This is a genomic window from Streptomyces sp. NPDC058665 (assembly GCF_042714995.1).
Lineage (GTDB): Bacteria > Actinomycetota > Actinomycetes > Streptomycetales > Streptomycetaceae > Streptomyces.
Genome location: NZ_JBHXRX010000020.1, coordinates 59,140 through 75,796, shown reverse-complemented (window position 1 = coordinate 75,796; position 16,657 = coordinate 59,140). Strand labels below are relative to the sequence as shown.

Genomic DNA, 16,657 nt, shown 5'->3' with positions numbered 1-16,657 from the left:
TGCTGACCTCGGTCTCTCTCGCCGCGCTCGTGGCGTCTCCGGTGCAATCAACGCCTGGGGCGCCAGGAGCGAGTCTATCCAGTCCATTTTATACGCTTCCTTAACTTCACAAGTTTCTGAAAAAAGCGTACGTTCAAAATCATGACGAAGGCAATCACCGTCGCCGAACTGCACAAGTCGTTCGGTCGGACGCACGCACTGGACGGCCTCGACCTCACCGTCGAATCCGGTGAGGTCCACGGCTTCCTCGGCCCCAACGGTGCCGGCAAGTCGACCACCATCCGCGTCCTGCTCGGGCTCCTGCGCGCCGACTCCGGCGCCGCCCAGCTGCTCGGCAAGGACCCGTGGAAGGACGCCGTCGCCCTGCACCGGCGGCTCGCCTACGTACCCGGGGACGTCGAGCTGTGGCCGAACCTCACCGGCGGCGAGGCCATCGACCTGCTCTCCAGGCTGCGCGGCGGACTGGACCGGCAGCGCAGGGACGAGCTGATCGAACGCTTCGACCTGGACCCGACCAAGAAGGGCCGGGCCTACTCCAAGGGCAACCGGCAGAAGGTCGCCATCGTCGCGGCGCTCGCGTCCAACGCGGAACTGCTGCTCCTGGACGAGCCCACGGCCGGTCTCGACCCGCTCATGGAGGTCGTCTTCCAGGACGTCATCACGCAGGCGAAGCAGGCCGGCAAGACGGTGCTGCTCTCCAGCCACATCCTGGCCCAGGTCGAGAAGCTCTGCGACCGCGTGAGCATCATCCGGCTCGGGAAGAACGTGCAGTCCGGCACGCTCAGCGAGATGCGGCACCTGACCCGTACGACGGTCGAGGCCGAGACCGAGCGACCGGCCACCGGGCTCGACGGCATGCCCGGCGTCCACGGCGTGCGGCTGACCGACCGCAGGGTGCACTTCGCCGTCGACGGCGCGCACCTCGACGCGACGATCCGCAAGCTCGGCGAGTACGGCATCCGGAGCCTGATCAGCCACCCGCCGACCCTCGAAGAGCTGATGCTGCGTCATTACGGCGACGAGCTGGCCGCCAACGGTCACTCGATCGACGGGGACGACGCCGACTTCGAGACTCCTTCGGCCGCCGCCGACACGACCCGCCCCAGCGGGGTCGCCCGATGACCACCGTCACCGCGCCCGCGGCCGGGCACACCTCGGCCCCCGCCCGGATCGGATCCGGTGCGCTCGCCGGCACCGGGACCCTGATCCGCTTCGGCCTGCGGCGCGACCGCATCCGTATCCCCGTCTGGGTCGTCGCCCTCACCCTCGGCACGATGTCATCGGTGACCGAGTTCAAGACCCTGTACTCCACCGCCGCGGAGCGCGCCTCGGCCGTCAGCTCGATGGACAGCCCCGCCGCGCTCGCGATGACCGGCCCGCGCCACTACCTCGACGACTACAACACCGGCTCGATGATGGGCCACCAACTGCTGGGCTTCATGGCCGTCCTGGTCGGTCTCATGAGCGTCCTGATCATCACCAGGCACACCCGCAACGAGGAGGAGACCGGCCGCGCCGAGCTGGTGCGCTCCACCGTCGTCGGTCACCACGCCCAACTCGCCTCCGCGCTGGTCGTCGCCGCCGTCGCCAACCTCGCGCTCGCCCTCCTGCTCACGCTGAGCGTTCTGTCGGCGGGCATCGACGGGATCACCACCGGCGAGGCGCTGCTGTACGGGCTCACGCACGCGGCCATCGGTCTCGTCTTCGCCGGCGTCGCCGCGATCACCGTCCAGATCACCGCCCACACGCGCGGCGCCTCGGGCATGGCGCTCGCCGTGATCGGGGTCGCCTATCTGCTGCGCGCGTCCGGCGACGTGGGCAACGACGCGCTGTCCTGGCTGTCGCCGATCGGCTGGGGCCAGCGCACGTACGTCTTCGTCGACAACCGGTGGTGGCCGCTGCTGCTCTGCCTGGCCCTCGCGGCGCTGACCGCGGCGATCGGCTTCGTCCTGAGCACCCGGCGTGACGTCGGCGCGGGCCTGCGCTCCGCCCGGCTCGGCCGGCGTACGGCCTCCGCCGCCCTCACCCGGCCGTTCGGCTTCGCGCTGCGGCTGCACCGGGCGACGCTGCTGGGGTTCGGCGCGGGGCTGTTGGTGATGGGCGTGATGTACGGCTCGATCCTCGGCGAGGCGGCCGACATGGTGAAGGACATCGAGCAGGTCCAGGAGGCGCTGGACAAGATCGGCGGCGCGTCCGTCGAAGAGTCGTTCGCGTCGATGATCATGGTCGTCATCGCTGTCGTGACCGCCGTGTACGTGGTGATGGCCGCGCTCCGGCCGCGCGCGGAGGAGAGCGCGGGCCGGGCCGAACCGCTGCTGGCCACGGGCCTGTCCCGGGACCGCTGGGTGGGCAGCCATGTGGCGGTCGCGCTGGCGGGCGGCACGGCGCTGCTGCTGGTGGCCGGGCTGGGCTTCGGCCTCACGGGCGCGGCCTCCGCCGGGGACGGGGACCTCGTCCTGCGCCTGACCGGCGCGGCCCTGGCGTACGCGCCGGCGCTGTGGGTGACGGTCGGCGTGGCGGTGGCACTCTTCGGCTGGTACCCCCGTGCAGGAGCGGCGGCCTGGGTCGTACCCGTGTACGCGTTCGTGGTCGGGTACCTCGGACCGATCCTCCAGTTCCCGAACTGGATGAACAACCTGTCCCCCTTCGGCCACATCCCCCAACTCCCGGCCGCCGACATGACCTGGACGCCGCTGCTGATCCTCACGGCTGTCGCGGCGTCCCTGATCTGCCTGGGTTTGGCGGGCTTCCGCCACCGGGACCTGGAAACGAAGTAAGGCGGGGGCAGGTGGGGCCTCGCCGGCCTGGGCGGGACCGACGTGCGGGTCGGTGATCGAGCTGCCCCGCCGAGCAGCCCCGCCCCCGCCAGCCCGGACCGGGCAGGGACCGGGCGCCGCCCGGGGCAGACCCCCGCAGAACCGGCCCAGTGATCGGGCCGATCCGGGCCCGCTCGACGGGAGGTCGGCCTTGACGGCCCGACCCCGAGCTGACGCTCGGCCGGCGCGGAAGCCGGCGACGGAGGCGAATACCGGAGGTGACGGCCGGAGGGGCAGCCATGGGCTGCCGCTGGCCCGGCAGGGCGTCTGGACCGGACCGACGGCCAGCCCGGCGCCCGGTCGGCCCTGCCGGGCCGGGCCGAGGGCCGAAGGCGTCTACCGGAAGTGGCGGCCCGGACTGGCGTTCGGGCGGGCCGGGCGCCGTCCGGTCCGCCCCGGGGTCGAGGTGTGGCGCCCCTGCGGGGGTGGGCGTCATACCTCGACCAGAAGTTCCTTCACTCCGCGGATCACATACCCCGGCTTCCACTCCGGCTCCGCCACGAGCCGGAGTTGCGGTGCCTGGTGCAGCAACTCGGTGAATGACGTGGTCAGTTCGAGGCGGCCGAGTGCCGCTCCCAGGCAGTAGTGGATTCCCGCGCCGAACGTCACGTGGGGATTGTCCGCGCGGGTGAGATCCAGTGTGTCCGGGTGGTCGAAGCGGGACGGGTCGCGGTTGGCGGAGCCGAAGAGGAGGGCGAGTTCGGCTCCGCGGGGGACGACCGTGCCGTCGATCTCTATGTCGTCCAGCACCCATCGCTCGAACATCTGGAGCGGCGTGTCGTACCGCAGCAGCTCCTCCACAGCTGTGGACAGCGGCGCCTCACCCGACCGCAGGGCCGCGAGCTGTTCGGGGTGCCGGAACAGCGTCCACCACCCGTTGACCGTGCTGGAGACCGTCGCCTCGTGCCCCGCGTTGAGCAGCAGCGCGCAGGTGGAGATCATCTCCTGTTCGCTCAGCCGGTCCCCCGCGTCCTGCGCCGCGATCATCGCCGAGAGCAGGTCGGTGCCCGGCACCGCCCGCCGGTCGGCGATCAACTCCCGCAGGTAGTCCGTGAATTCGAGCGACGACCGGACCGCCCGCCGCGCCGCGTCCTCCGTCGGATTCAGCTCGTACATCGCGCACATGTCGGCCGACCAGGGCCGCAGCAGCGCCCGGTCCGCCGCAGGGACCCCCAGCATCTCGGCGATGACCGCGACCGGCAGCGGCTCCGCCACCTCGGCGAGCAGATCCCCGCCGCCCGCCGCACACAGCCCGCCGACCAGCTCCGCGGCGAGCCGCCGGACAGTCGGCGCGAGCGCCTCGACCGTACGCGGCGTGAACGCCTTCGAGATCAGGCGACGGATCCTGGTGTGGTCCGGTGCCTCCAGGTCGAGCAGCCCGCTGCCGTTGAGGATGTGGAACGGCTCGTGCGCCTCGGGCGTCGGCGTACGCCCGAACTCCTCGTGCGTGAAGCGGTGCAGATACGTCCGCCCCAGCCGCCGGTCCCGCAGCAGGGCCGATACGTCCGCGTGGTACGGGACCAGCCACTGCCGCGACGGCTCGAAGTAGTGCAGCCGGCCCCGAGCGCGCAGCTCCGCGTAGGCGGGATACGGGTCGGCGACGAAGTCGGGCGACCACGGGTCGAACGACTGGGACACCGGCACGGTCGGCGACGGTGCCGGCGCCGGGGGCGTGGTGACGGGCTGGGACGCCGCGTGGGACGTGGGGTGCGCGTCAGACACGGACGCGGACGCGGACTCGGATGTGGGTTCGGGTGCGGGCCGGGACTCTGCCATGCGCGAAACCTACTGACCCGGGCCGGTCGAACGCACGGGGCCCGCCACCGGTACTTCCTCACATCCGCCGCTCACCCAGGAGTGACGAGCCTCGCCTCGTACGCGAACACCGCCGCCTGCGTACGGTCCCGCAGCCCCAGCTTCACCAGGATGCGGCTCACATGCGTCTTGATCGTGGACTCGGCGACGACGAGATGACCGGCTATCTCGGCGTTCGAAAGACCCTGCGCGATCAGCACCAGCACCTCCGTCTCGCGCTCCGTGAGCTCCCCCATCTGTGCCAGCGCGGGCTGCCGCGGGGACTCGGCCAGCTTCGAGAACTCCGTGATGAGCCGACGCGTCACCGTCGGCGCCAGCAGCGCCTCGCCGGACGCCACCACCCTGACCCCGTCCGCCAGTTGGCGCGCCGACGCGTCCTTGAGCAGAAAGCCGGACGCCCCCGCCCGCAGCGCCTGGTACACGTACTCGTCCAGATCGAACGTCGTCAGGACGAGCACCTTCGCGTCCGCGTCCGCCGCCACGATCTCGCGCGTCGCCTCGATACCGTTCAGCTCCGGCATCCGGATATCCATCAGGACCACGTCCGGTCCGAGGGCCGCGACCTGGGTGACTGCCTCACGGCCGTTCACCGCCTCGCCGACGACCTCGATGTCCGGCATCGCGTTCAGCAGGACCGAGAAGCCCTCGCGGACCATCACCTGGTCGTCGACGATCAGCACGCGGATCGTCATGACCGCTCCCCGCCGACCGCCGCGCCCGGACCCGGGCCCGGACCCAGGCCCGAGCCCGCATCCGCGTCCGCGGGCTCGTCCTCCTCCTGCGCGGCGACCGGTATGTACGCCGCGACCTCGTAGCCCCCGTCCGACAGCAGCCTCGCCGTCATCTCGCCGTTCAGCATCGTCACCCGCTCCCGCATCCCCGTTATGCCGTGGCCCGCGCCCGGCGAAGGCTTCACCAGCCCCTGCGGCGGCGTATTGACTATCCGCAGGCCGAGCCCGCCCAGCACATACGAGACCTCCACCTTCGCCGTCGCCCCCGGCGCGTGCCGCAGCGCGTTGCTGAGCGCTTCCTGGATGATGCGGTACGCCGACAGCTCGACGCCCTGCGGCAGTTCCCGTACCGCTCCGGTGACCGCCTTCTCGACGGTCAGACCCGCCTCACGGACATTGGACAGCAGCCCTTCGAGGTCGGCCAGGGTCGGCTGCGGGGCGTCGGGCGCGTCGTAGTCCTCCGCCCGTACGACTCCGAGCACACGCCGCAGCTCGGTCAGCGCCGCGACGGCGTTCTCCCTGATGGTGGCGAAGGCCTTCTCCAGCTCGGGCGGCGGATTCTCCACCCGGTAGGGCGCCGCCTCCGCCTGGATGGCGACGACCGACATATGGTGCGCGACGACGTCGTGCAGCTCACGGGCGATGGTGGTGCGCTCTTCGAGCAGCGTGCGCCGGCTGCGCTCCACCGCGTTCACACTGCGCTGCACCGCCACCTCCTTCTTCGCGTCACGCCGGATGTGCAGCGCGGAGACGGTCAGCAGGCTGAGCGCGGAGACGACGAGCATGGGCGCGCTGGTCGAGCCGTACATCCCGCCGCCGAAGAGCGTCTCGACCACCGTCGAGTACACGAGTGTGAGCGCCCACATCCAGGCCGCCGTGCGGGGGTTCGTCCGTATCGCGACGATCGTCATGACGGCCAGATACGAGGCGAAGGCGGCGGGCGTCCAGGGCCAGTCGCCGTAGTAGGAGACCGACATCCCCGTGATCGCGGTGACCGCGAGAGCCAGCCACCAGGCCGCGACGGGCCTGACGAGAACGAGGACGAGCGGCACCACCGTCATCAGCTCGACCAGCCCCGTGCCGTTCGACGTCCCGACGACCAGCGCGAACAGCACGCACCCGCCGATCAGGAGGTGCGGGAACCATCCCGCGTACTCACGGATCCGCTCCGGCAGCCGCCTCGTGATCACGCCGTCCGTCGCCATACGCGGCATCGGCCGGTAGGCGAAGGCGTCGTGGAAGAGGTCCTGCCGCAGGCTCCCGATCAGGCCCGCGGCCAGTCGGACCTCGGGGCTCCGGGCTTTCCCGGTCCCGGTCCCGGTCTTCGCCGTCTTCGTCTCTGTGTTGGTCACGTTTTCAAGGTACGGGGAGGGACCGCCACCGGTCGTCACCAGTGATAGGGATCCTTTGCCGTCCCTCCCAGGTACTACATGCACACCCCCGAGAGCTACACGCGCCGGAACACCTCCGCGTGCTCGGCCGCCCACTGCGCGAACGTACGCGCGGGACGCCCCGTGACCTCCTCCACCGTCCCGACCGGCGTCCGGCCCTCGGGCGGCGTGTTCCCGTACACCTCAAGCAGGAAGCCGATCACGTGCTCCGGCTGCCCGGCCGCCCGCCACTCCTCGACCGCCTGCGCCTCGGTCAGCTCCACCACCTCGATCTTCTGGCCCCTGGCACCGGCGAGCGCGTCCGCCTTGTCCTGGATCGTCAGCGCCTCGGGACCGGTGATCAGGTACGACCTGCCGCCGTGCCCGTCCTCGCTCAGCGCGACCGCGGCGACGGCGCCGATGTCGCCCTCGTGGACCATGGCGCTCAGCCGCCCGGTGAACGGCTCACGCACGCTGTCGCCTGCGCGGATCCCGTCCGCCCACTCCAGCGCGTTGGCCATGAACTCGACCGGCATGAGCACGGTCCACGCGATGCCGTGCGCGGCGCCACCCGCCTTGACGGCGTCCTGGAGCGGGGTGTCGCCCCCGCCGTTGAGCACGGTGATCCGGTGTACCCCCGCCTTGACCGCGAGCTCGACGATCTCGGGACCGGTCCGCAGCTCCGCGAACGCCCCGCCGTCGAAGGTGATCAGGTGCAGCCCTGTGACGCCCTCCAGCGCGGGGGCGAGCGACGCCGGATCGGCGAGGTCACCCCGTACCACCTCGACACCGTCGGGAAAGTCGGCCTTCGCCGGGTCGCGGGTCAGGGCGCGTACGGAGAGCCCGCGGCCGAGCAGCTCGCGGACTATCTCCCGGCCCACGGTGCCGGTCGCGCCTGTCACAAGGTTCACGTTCGTGTTGTTGGTCATGCGTCGAACGTAGGAGGGCTTGCGGTCAGCCCCGGTCCGCAAGCCGTCTCGGCAAGCCGTCCCCGCGAACCGTCTCCGCGGGCCTTCTCCGCAGGCAGGCCGTCAGTACGCGAGCTGCGCCAGTTCCTCGGCCACGACCGCGCAGGCGTCGGCGCCCGGGTCGACCGGCGGGTAGTGCCCGACGTCCTCCAGGAGCGTGATGCCGACCATCTCCCCGGCCCTGGCGGCGGCGGAGACGTACGCCTCGGAGACGGCCTGCGGTACGACGATGTCGTCCCGGCCCTGCACGACGGCGGTGGCGATCCCGGTGGGCAGCAGCACCGACGGGTCCGCACTGTCCCTGCGCGCCTTCAACTCCGCGTCCCCACCGAGGAGTTGTACGACGGCTCCGCCGCACACCCCCAGCTCGACGGCGGAGGTGAAGTCCGCGATGGGCGCGATGGCGACGACCCCACGCAGCAGCGGCGGCTCGTCCAGCCGCCACGGCGACCCCTGGGGCAGCACATGCCGCGCCGCAGCCCAGAGCGCGAGGTGGCCACCGGCGGAGTGCCCGGTGACCACGATCCGGCGCGGGTCGGCCTGCGGGAGCGCGTCGGCGACGAGCGCGGGCAGGGCGTCCATCACGGCGGCTATGTCGTCGAAGGTCTCCGGCCACCGCCCGGCGACGGGCTCGCCCCCGCCCGCACCCTCTTCCGCGCTCCCCCGCCGGTACTCCACGTTGGCCACGGCGAATCCACGGCCGGCCAGAAAGCCGGCGAACGGCGTCAGATGCCCCCGGTCGTACGGCGCCCGCCACGCCCCGCCGTGCACCACGACCACCAGCGGGACACCCTCGCGCCCGCCACGCGGCGCGTAGAAGTCCACGACCTGGTCAGGATGGTCCCCGTACGCGGATGTGACGTCAGGCTCCACCCCCGGACGCGACATCAGCGCCTCGAACTCGGCGTTGTCACGGGCGACCGCAGCGACATCGGCGGAGCCACGGGCGGCGGAATCCGTCATGCCGCGCCAACCTTTCGATGAGAGACCCGAATTGACCTGATCAGCGCGGACGTTATCAGCATCCGCGCCACAGGTTTACGGCCCGTCCCACCACCGACGGCCCCACCGACGGCCTCGCCGGCGGCCCCGCCCATCAAGATCGCTCCGGCGTCACTTCCGCATCACCTCTCAACGCCGCAGATCGCACGGTCGAGCAGCGCCTGGAGGGCCCTCTCCGCCGCGAACAGCCACTCGTCGTCCGCCTTCTTCCCGGTCGAGTTGATGACCACCGACCGCTGACCGTCCTCACTGACCGCCGTCCGCACGGTCTGCCCCTCCAGATCGCCGCCGTGCCCCCAGCGGTACCCACCACAGCTCAGCGGCTGCCGCATCACCCCGAGCCCGTACCGCAGCCCGGGAAAGACCGCCTCGAAGTCCGCGCCCACGGGTACCGTCCTCCGCAGCTCGGCCATCTGGGCGGGCGGCAGCAGCCGACCGCGCTGAAGGGCCGTCAGAAACCGGTCCAGATCCCGCTCCCCGCTGATCAGCTGCCCGGCCGCGGTCGCCCACGACATGTTGACCAGGCTCGTGTCCGTCCAGCCGGTGGATCCGGGGAACTGCTGATACGCGTGCGTGTAGGGCCCCTTGAGCGTCGGGTCGTCACCGGGGACGTACGTCTGCGTGAGCCCGAGCGGGCGGACGATACGGTCGCGGACCTCCCTGTCCCACGTCTTGCCCGTGGCCTTCTCGATGATCATCCCGGCGAGCGTGTAGCCGGTGTTCGAGTAATTCCAGTCCGGCTCGGGGTCGTTGGGGTCGGCGGGCTCGAAGTCCGGCTTGTGCCTCATCGCCCCGGCCACCGACTCCTCGGGGTCGTGGTGGTCGAACCTGGTCCGCTCGAAGTCCTCGGCCGTGTTGCCGGTGTCCTCGGTGAAGTCGTAGTTGTAGATGCCGCTGGTGTGCTGGAGCAGATGCCGCACCGTGACCCGGCTGCCGTCGTTGCCGTTCCCCGCCACGACCCCCGGCAGCCAGTCCTCCACGGTGTCGTCCAGCGACAGCCGCCCCTCGGCGGCGAGTTGGAGGACGACCGTCGCCACGAACGTCTTGGTGACGCTGGCCGCCCGGAAGTTCGCCGCGTGCGACACCCGCCGCCCGGTGCCGAGTTCGGCCTCTCCGGCGACGGCGTACGTACGGCTCTGTCCGTCCCGTACCTGTACGGAGATGCCCACGTACCCGGCCTCCCTCAGCACACGGTCCACCTCACGCTGCAACTGCTTCCGCGACAGCACGGTGCCTGCGGAGTCCCGGCCGCCGCCTTCCGTCCCGTGCGCGGGAGCGGGCCCGGCGGACACCCCGAGGGACACGGCACAGACGGCGGCGGTGACGAGCGCGGTGACCACGGGCAGGCGCGGACGGCGTGAGGCTTTCGAGTAAGTACCCATGCCCATAAGCCTGTTGGACCTGGCTCCCCGATCCCATGACGCGGGCACCCATCCGGGCGGTGGGGATATCCCCAGGCGGTGGGTGGGGTTCATCGGCCGCCCGCAGCACAGCGGCGGGGCGGGGAGAGCCCCCGTCCCGCCGCCGCGAGCGCGCCTGCCTCAGCTCACGTCCCGAGGCCCCAGCTCACGTCCCAGAACCTCACGTCCCGGAGCCCCGCAGGACATCACCCAGCACCCGCGCCGCCCGCTCCGCGTCGCGGAAGCCCACGTACAGCGGCGTGAAGCCGAACCGCAGCACGTCCGGCCGCCGCAGGTCCCCGACCACTCCGCGCGCGATCAGCTCCGCCATCACCGCGGGCGCCTCCGCGCAGCGCAGCGCCACCTGGCTGCCGCGCTCCGCGTGCGCGGCCGGAGTAAGTGAACTGACCCGTCCCGCCGGGGCGTACGCCTCCACGCACCGCAGGAAGAAGTCCGTCAGCGCCAGGCTCTTCGCCCGCAGAACATCCAGCGAGACGCCCTCCCACACGTCGAGCGCGGCTTCCAGTGCCAGCATGGAGAGGATGTCGGGGGTGCCCACCCGGCCACGCGTCGCGCCGTCCGCCGCCGCGTAGTCGGGCGTCATCCCGAACGGGTCCACATGCGACGTCCAGCCCGGCAGCGGTGAGTCGAAGGCTTCCTGATGACGCTCCGCGACGTACAGGAAGGCCGGTGAACCCGGCCCGCCGTTAAGGTACTTGTACGTACAGCCGATCGCCAGGTCGACCCCGTGCGCGTCCAGCCCGACGGGCAGCGCGCCCGCGCTGTGGCACACGTCCCAGATCGCCAGCGCGCCCGCGTCGTGCAGCGCCGCCGTGATGCCGGGCAGGTCGTGGAGCCGGCCCGTGCGGAAGTCGACGTGGTTCACGAGCGCGGCGGCCGTACGCGGCCCGAGCGCACCCGCCAACTCGCCTGCGGCCACCGGCACCAGGCGCTTCCCGGTCATCCGCGCGGCCGACTCCGCGATGTACCCGTCGGTCGGGAAGGTCGCGGCGTCGACCAGGATCTCGTTCCTGCCCTCCTCCGCGATACGCGCGGCGGCCACAACCGCCTTGAAGACGTTGACACTTGTGGAGTCGCCGACCACGACCCGGCCGGGCGCCGCGCCGACCAGCGGGGCGATCCGGTCGCCGACCCGCTCGGGCGCGGTCCACCAGCCGCCCTCGGTCCAGGAGCGGATGCGCAGCTCGCCCCACTGCCTGGTGACGACGTCCTGGACCCGCTCCGGTACATGACGGGGCAGCGCGCCGAGCGAGTTGCCGTCCAGGTAGACGGTGTCGTCGTCCAGCACGAACAGCTCGCGCCGCGCGGCCAGTTCATCGGCGGCGTCGAGCTCCGCGGCCAGTTTCACCAGCTCTTCCGAAACCGTGGAGGAATCAGACATGGCTGCGCGCCGTCCACAGCTCCGGGAACACGTTCTTCTGCGCGCGTTTCTCCAGCCACGCGACCCCGGCGGAGCCGCCCGTCCCGGTCTTGGAGCCCATCGCACGCCGCGTCGCCACGAGATGGTCGTTGCGCCAGCGCCACACCAGCTCGGCGACGTCCGTCAACGCCTCGCCCAGCCTGATGACTTCACCGTTCTGGTCGGGCTCCGCGTAGATCCCTGCCCAGATCTCCTCGACCGCCGTCGACGGCTCGTACTTCTCTGTGAGGTCCCGGTTCAGCGCCGACGCGGGCACCGGCAGCCCGCGCCGGGCCAGCAGGCTGAGCACCTCGTCGTACAGGCTCGGCTCCTGGAGCGCCTTCTCCAGCTCGGCGTACACGCGAGGCGCGCCCCGGTGCGGTACGAGCATGGACGCCGACTTCTCGCCGAGCAGGAACTCCATCCGCCGGTACATCGCCGACTGGAAGCCGGAGCCGTCACCGAGCGCGCTGCGGTACGAGTTGAACTGAACAGGCGTCAACTGGCTCAGCGGCGTCCACGACGCGTTCAGCGCCTCGAACTCGCGCACCGACCGCTTGAGCGCGTCGATCGCGACCGGCACCCGGTCCTCGCGCAGCGCGCGTGACGCGGTCTCCCACTCGTGGACGATGACGGTGAACCACAGCTCCATCACCTGGGTGGTCACCAGGAAGACCATCTCGCCCGGGTCGTCGGACACCGGGTGCTGAAGATGGGTGAGGACGTCCGCCTGGACGTAGTCCTCGTACGGGGTCGTACCCGCGAAGTCGAGGTTCGGGGAATCCGAACCGGCTCCGGAGGCATCGGGGTGCTGCGACATCTCTGTCTCCTCGATATTGCTACCGGGTAGCGGTCCGCCCCTTCCAATCGGCATCGGAGCTCCGGTCCCCTGTTCGCATCATAATCCCGACTTCACGGCACCGCCGGGCCTGTGATGTACGTCCCGTTCTCGGCGTACGGCCATGCATTCGCAACGCAGCCGTGCAGGCCCTTGATCTGCTGCATCATCGCCGGCGCGGGCTCGCCGTCGCCGCCGCAGGTGACATGGCCCCGGCCCAGCCGGTGGCCGACCTCGTGGTTGATGATCAGCGCGCGGTACTCGGAGACCGGTCCTTCGAACTGCTCGGAGCCCAGCACCCAGCGCTTGAGATTCACGACGACGGTGCGGCCGACGGTGCAGTTCACCTCGCCGCGCGTAAGGAGGCCGGCGGCGCCGCAGATCTCGTCCACCGTGCCGGGCGTCGCTATCTTCACGTCGAAGTCGGAGGGGCCGGAGGCGACGAGCTGGAAGGAGTTACGGCCGTCGGATGTCCAGCCCCGGGGGTGCGCGAGGATTGTCTCGATCTCGACGGCGGCCTGCCGCTCGGAGAGCTCGATGCCCTTCTCGACCTGCACCTTGTAGCGGCGGACGGTGTCGCCGGAGCCTGCCTTCGTGCCGGTGGAGCGGGCCGTGGTGAAGGTGCCGGGGCCGTCGTCGGGGACGGGGATACGGCGTGCGGAGTCGGGGGAGACGACGGGGTCGGGGGCGACGTTCGAGCCCCCGGGGGCCGCGGGCTCGTGCGCCCCGGATTCCGCGTCGGACGCGTCATCGGCCGGGCCGTCCGCGGGGTCCTCGGGCGCCGCTTCGGCCGTGCGGTCGCTCCCCGCCCAGTCGGCGATGGCCGCGCCGCCACCTACGAAGACGGCGGTCAGACACACGCCGATGAACACGGCGCGGGCGATCGGACGGCGCCGGGCCACGACACGCTTGCCCAAGACGGACTTCTCCCCTGCTTCGGCCGGCGTCGGGGAGAGGGTGCCGGGACCTCGTACCGGATTCGATGGCGTGTGCGATCGTATCGACCGCGCGCCGCAGGTCCGTAGCCTTTCGGACGGCCACGGACCTGCGTGACCTGCGGCAGCCGCCCTCAGCCGAGGGTGTCGGCCGCCACCGCCGAGGAGTCCCGCAGGAAGACCGTGCAGCGCTCGTACTCCTCCTGCTCGCCGATCGCCTGCGCGGCGCGGGCCAGCGCGTGCAGGGCGCGCAGGAAGCCACGGTTCGGCTCGTGCTCCCACGGCACCGGGCCGTGCCCCTTCCAGCCGCTGCGGCGCAGGGAGTCCAGGCCACGGTGGTAGCCGGTGCGGGCGTACGCGTACGACTCGACGACCCGGCCGTTCTCGAACGCGTCGTCGGCGAGCTGGGCCCACGCGAGCGACGAGGTCGGGTACTTCGCCGCGACATCGGCGGGCGCCGTCCCGTTCGCGAGAAGCTCGCGCGGCTCGGGGTCGTCGGGCAGGTGCGTGGGGGGCGGTCCCCCAAGAAGGTCTTTGTGGATGGCCATGCTTCCGAGTGTCCCAGGTCGCGTCGGATTCCGTGGCGGTGGTGCGGGTTTGCCACCGGCAATCGCGGACGCACGGCCCGGAACCGGGGGGCCTTCACGCGTCTGCGGCGGACGCTCCCGCCTCCTTCCCCTTCGGCGTCCGGCTGGGCTCCAGCGGCGGCGCCGACAGCCCGCAGTTCACCTTGCACTGCGGCAGGCTGGGGGCGGCCTCGGCCTTCTTTTCCTCGGCGGCCTTCGGTGTACGCACGGCGGTCCAGGCGATCAGCGACGCCACCACCAGGATCCCCGCGCACAGGGGCATCGCCCGGTCGAAGGCCGCGTCGAACTGCGTCGCCGACCGGTACACCTCCGGCCCCGCGCCCGCCAGCAGCGGCAGCGCGGCCACCGCGAGCAGGCCCGCGGCGCGCGCGGCGGCGTTGTTGATGCCACTGGCGAGTCCGGCGCGCGAGCTGTCGACGGACGCCAGGACCGTCGCGGTCAGGGGCGCCACCAGCGTCACCATGCCGAGGCCCATCACCACCAGCGCGGGCAGTACGTCCCGTACGTACGAGGCGCCCGCGCCGACCCGCAGCATCAGCAGCAGACCGCTCGCACAGAGCAGCGGCCCCACCGTGAGCGGAATACGCGGCCCGATCTTCGCGCCCAGCTCGCCCGACCTGGCCGAGAACAGCAGCATCAGCACGGTCGTCGGCAGCAGCGCGGTCCCGGCGCCGAGCGCCGAGTAACCCACGACGACCTGGAGCTGCAACGACGCGAGGAAGAAGAACCCGCCGAACGCCGCGTACACGCACAGCGTCACCACATTGACCGACGTGAACAACCGCGAGGCGAAGATCGACGGCGGCAGCATCGGATCGGGCCGCCGCCGTTCCAGCACCACGAACGCCACGGCCACCAGCACGCCCGCGATCCCCGACCACCACACCTTCGCGATCAGCGCGTACGTCACCAGCCCCAGCGCGACCGCGCCCAGCACCGCGCCGCCCACGTCGAACCGGCCGTGCGCGGCCGGGTCCTTCGACTCGGGCACATGTCGCAGAGCCACCGGCGCACAGATCGCGGCGAGCGGCACGTTCAGCAGAAAGATCCAGCGCCAGCCGGGCCCGTCCACCAGCCACCCGCCCAGGAACGGCCCGATGGCGGCACCGACACCCCCGAGCCCCGACCACAGTCCCACCGCGCGCGCCCGGTCGTCCGGATGGAAACTGGCCTGGATCAACGCGAGCGACCCGGGCACCAGGAGCGCCCCGCCCACCCCCTGCAACGCGCGCGCGACGATCAGCACCTCGGCGGTCGGCGCGAGCCCGCACATGAGCGATCCGAGAGCGAACCACACGATCCCCACCACGAAGATCCGCCGCCGCCCGTACCGGTCCCCCAGCGATCCCCCGAGCAGGATCAGCGCGGCGAGCGTGAGCATGTACGCGTTGACCGTCCACTGAAGGTCGGCCAGATCGGCGTTGAGATCGTCACCGATGTGGGGCAGGGCGACATTGACGACGGTGGAGTCGAGCAGCGCCATGGTGGACCCGAGCACCGTGGTAAACACGATCCACCGGCCGACGGCCGTGCCCAGCCTGATATCCATAAGCAAATCCTCCCCGCCCGGAGGTTACGTGGCGAGCCGGCGGAGCGCACGAATCAGGGCCGCCGTGCCCCGTTCCGCCTTGGCGCGCGGGCAGCCGACGTTGAGGCGGACGAAGCCTTCGCAGCCGTACGTCGTGCCCGGCATGATCGCCACCTTCTCGCGTTCGATCAGCTCGCGCTGGAGCTCGTCGTCGGCCACGCCCAGGGGACGCAGGTCGATCCAGGCGAGATAACCGGCCTCCGGTGGGCGCCAGGCGAGTTGGGGGAAGGCCGCGTCGAGGCGGGTGGCGAGCATGCGGAGGTTGGCCGCGAGGTAGGTGTTGAGCGCGTCCAGCCAGGGCGCGCCCTCGCGGTACGCGGCGATGTGGGCCGTCAGCGCGAGGACGGCGGGTGAGGCGAGGCCCTCGGCCGTCAGCATCCGGCGCGTGAACTCCGCGTGGTCGTCCGGGTCGCCGATGATGCCGTACGAGCCGCTGAGCGCGGGGAAGTTGAAGGCTTTCGAGGCCGAGGTGACGATCGCCCACCGGCCCGTGCCGAACCGGGTCCACGGCAGATGGCGGCGGCCGGCCGGGACGAATTCGGGGTGGACGAAGTCGGCGTGGATCTCGTCGCTGATCACCGCCACGTCGTACGCCGCCGCGAGCTTCGCGAACTCCGTCAGTTCGCCCTCCGTCCACACCCGGCCCGTCGGATTGTGCGGCGAGCACAGGATCAGCACTCTGCTGTCGGCCCTCCCGAGCTCCCGCTCCAGCGCCGCCGAATCGCCCACCGGCACCCCGCGCGGCTCACGGCCGAGCCCGGTGACCGCCTTGCGGAAACCGTCGTATGTGGGGGTGTGGACGACCACGCCGTCGCCGGGGGCGGTCCACATCCGAAGCAACTGCGACACCTGGTTGAGCACGGACGGCGCGTAGACGACGCGGTCGGTGTCCAGCTCGGTGTCGTAGCGGGTGGCGAACCAGTGCCGCAGCGCCGACAGGAAGTCCTCGTGGCGCCAGTCCGTGTAGCCCAGCACGCCGTGGGCGAGGCGCGCCTGGAGGGCGGCGAGCACCTCTGGCGCGCAGGCGAAGTCCATGTCGGAGATGGTGAAGGGGAGGAGTCCGTCGACGCCGAAGCGGTCGGCGACGCCGTCCCACTGGACGCTCCAGGTGCCGCGGCGGTCCACGGGGGTGTCGAAGTCGTAGCCCACAGGGGTCCTCCTCGGGACGGGCGGCCGGGCAGCGCGTG

General features: G+C 71.5%; 14 protein-coding genes. 2 read left to right on the top strand and 12 right to left on the bottom strand.

What is annotated here, in order from left to right; all coding sequences use genetic code 11:
* Positions 1-141: 141 nt before the first annotated feature.
* Positions 142-1,122, top strand: a complete 981-nt coding sequence (locus ACFWV8_RS15490; RefSeq protein WP_384201375.1) for an ABC transporter ATP-binding protein — start codon at positions 142-144, stop codon at positions 1,120-1,122.
* On the top strand, positions 1,119-2,777 hold the full coding sequence (locus tag ACFWV8_RS15485; protein ID WP_384201372.1) for an ABC transporter permease: 1,659 nt from the start codon (positions 1,119-1,121) through the stop codon (positions 2,775-2,777). The genes ACFWV8_RS15490 and ACFWV8_RS15485 overlap by 4 nt, the downstream gene beginning before the upstream one ends.
* Before the next feature lie 471 nt (positions 2,778-3,248).
* Here ACFWV8_RS15485 and ACFWV8_RS15480 read toward each other — a convergent pair whose 3' ends face one another.
* From ACFWV8_RS15480 to ACFWV8_RS15425, 12 genes are all read right to left on the bottom strand, one after another.
* On the bottom strand, positions 3,249-4,454 hold the full coding sequence (locus ACFWV8_RS15480; RefSeq protein WP_384201506.1) for a cytochrome P450: 1,206 nt from the start codon (positions 4,452-4,454) through the stop codon (positions 3,249-3,251).
* 209 nt (positions 4,455-4,663) lie between these two features.
* Positions 4,664-5,323 carry a response regulator transcription factor gene (locus ACFWV8_RS15475; RefSeq protein ID WP_329384100.1) on the bottom strand — a complete coding sequence of 220 codons (660 nt, stop codon included), beginning with the start codon at positions 5,321-5,323 and terminating at the stop codon, positions 4,664-4,666.
* The gene (locus ACFWV8_RS15470) at positions 5,320-6,714 is read right to left on the bottom strand and encodes a sensor histidine kinase (RefSeq protein ID WP_384201369.1); all 1,395 of its coding nucleotides are present in this window, start codon (positions 6,712-6,714) and stop codon (positions 5,320-5,322) included. Before ACFWV8_RS15470 ends, ACFWV8_RS15475 begins: the two co-directional genes overlap by 4 nt.
* Positions 6,715-6,809: 95 nt before the next feature.
* Entirely contained in the window at positions 6,810-7,661 is an 852-nt protein-coding gene (locus tag ACFWV8_RS15465) for an NAD(P)H-binding protein (RefSeq protein ID WP_384201367.1), read from the bottom strand.
* A 102-nt stretch (positions 7,662-7,763) separates the two neighbouring features.
* Positions 7,764-8,663, bottom strand: a complete 900-nt coding sequence (locus ACFWV8_RS15460) for an alpha/beta hydrolase (RefSeq protein WP_384201363.1) — start codon at positions 8,661-8,663, stop codon at positions 7,764-7,766.
* 161 nt (positions 8,664-8,824) lie between these two features.
* Positions 8,825-10,084, bottom strand: coding sequence for a serine hydrolase domain-containing protein (locus tag ACFWV8_RS15455; protein ID WP_384201361.1), 1,260 nt, complete (start codon positions 10,082-10,084; stop codon positions 8,825-8,827).
* Positions 10,085-10,283: 199 nt separating this feature from the next.
* Positions 10,284-11,504, bottom strand: a complete 1,221-nt coding sequence (gene kynU / locus ACFWV8_RS15450) for a kynureninase (protein WP_384201358.1) — start codon at positions 11,502-11,504, stop codon at positions 10,284-10,286.
* Positions 11,497-12,342, bottom strand: coding sequence for a tryptophan 2,3-dioxygenase family protein (locus tag ACFWV8_RS15445; RefSeq protein WP_384201355.1), 846 nt, complete (start codon positions 12,340-12,342; stop codon positions 11,497-11,499). The genes kynU and ACFWV8_RS15445 overlap by 8 nt, the downstream gene beginning before the upstream one ends.
* 92 nt (positions 12,343-12,434) lie before the next feature.
* Complete coding sequence (locus ACFWV8_RS15440; RefSeq protein ID WP_384201352.1) at positions 12,435-13,277, bottom strand: DUF3152 domain-containing protein; 843 nt, start codon at positions 13,275-13,277, stop codon at positions 12,435-12,437.
* A 152-nt stretch (positions 13,278-13,429) separates the two neighbouring features.
* Positions 13,430-13,843 (bottom strand): DUF3151 domain-containing protein, encoded by a 414-nt coding sequence (locus ACFWV8_RS15435; RefSeq protein WP_329384123.1) that lies wholly within the window; start codon positions 13,841-13,843, stop codon positions 13,430-13,432.
* A 94-nt stretch (positions 13,844-13,937) separates the two neighbouring features.
* On the bottom strand, positions 13,938-15,431 hold the full coding sequence (locus ACFWV8_RS15430; RefSeq protein ID WP_384201348.1) for an MFS transporter: 1,494 nt from the start codon (positions 15,429-15,431) through the stop codon (positions 13,938-13,940).
* A gap of 24 nt (positions 15,432-15,455) precedes the next feature.
* Positions 15,456-16,619, bottom strand: a complete 1,164-nt coding sequence (locus tag ACFWV8_RS15425; protein WP_384201345.1) for a MalY/PatB family protein — start codon at positions 16,617-16,619, stop codon at positions 15,456-15,458.
* Positions 16,620-16,657: the final 38 nt, after the last annotated feature.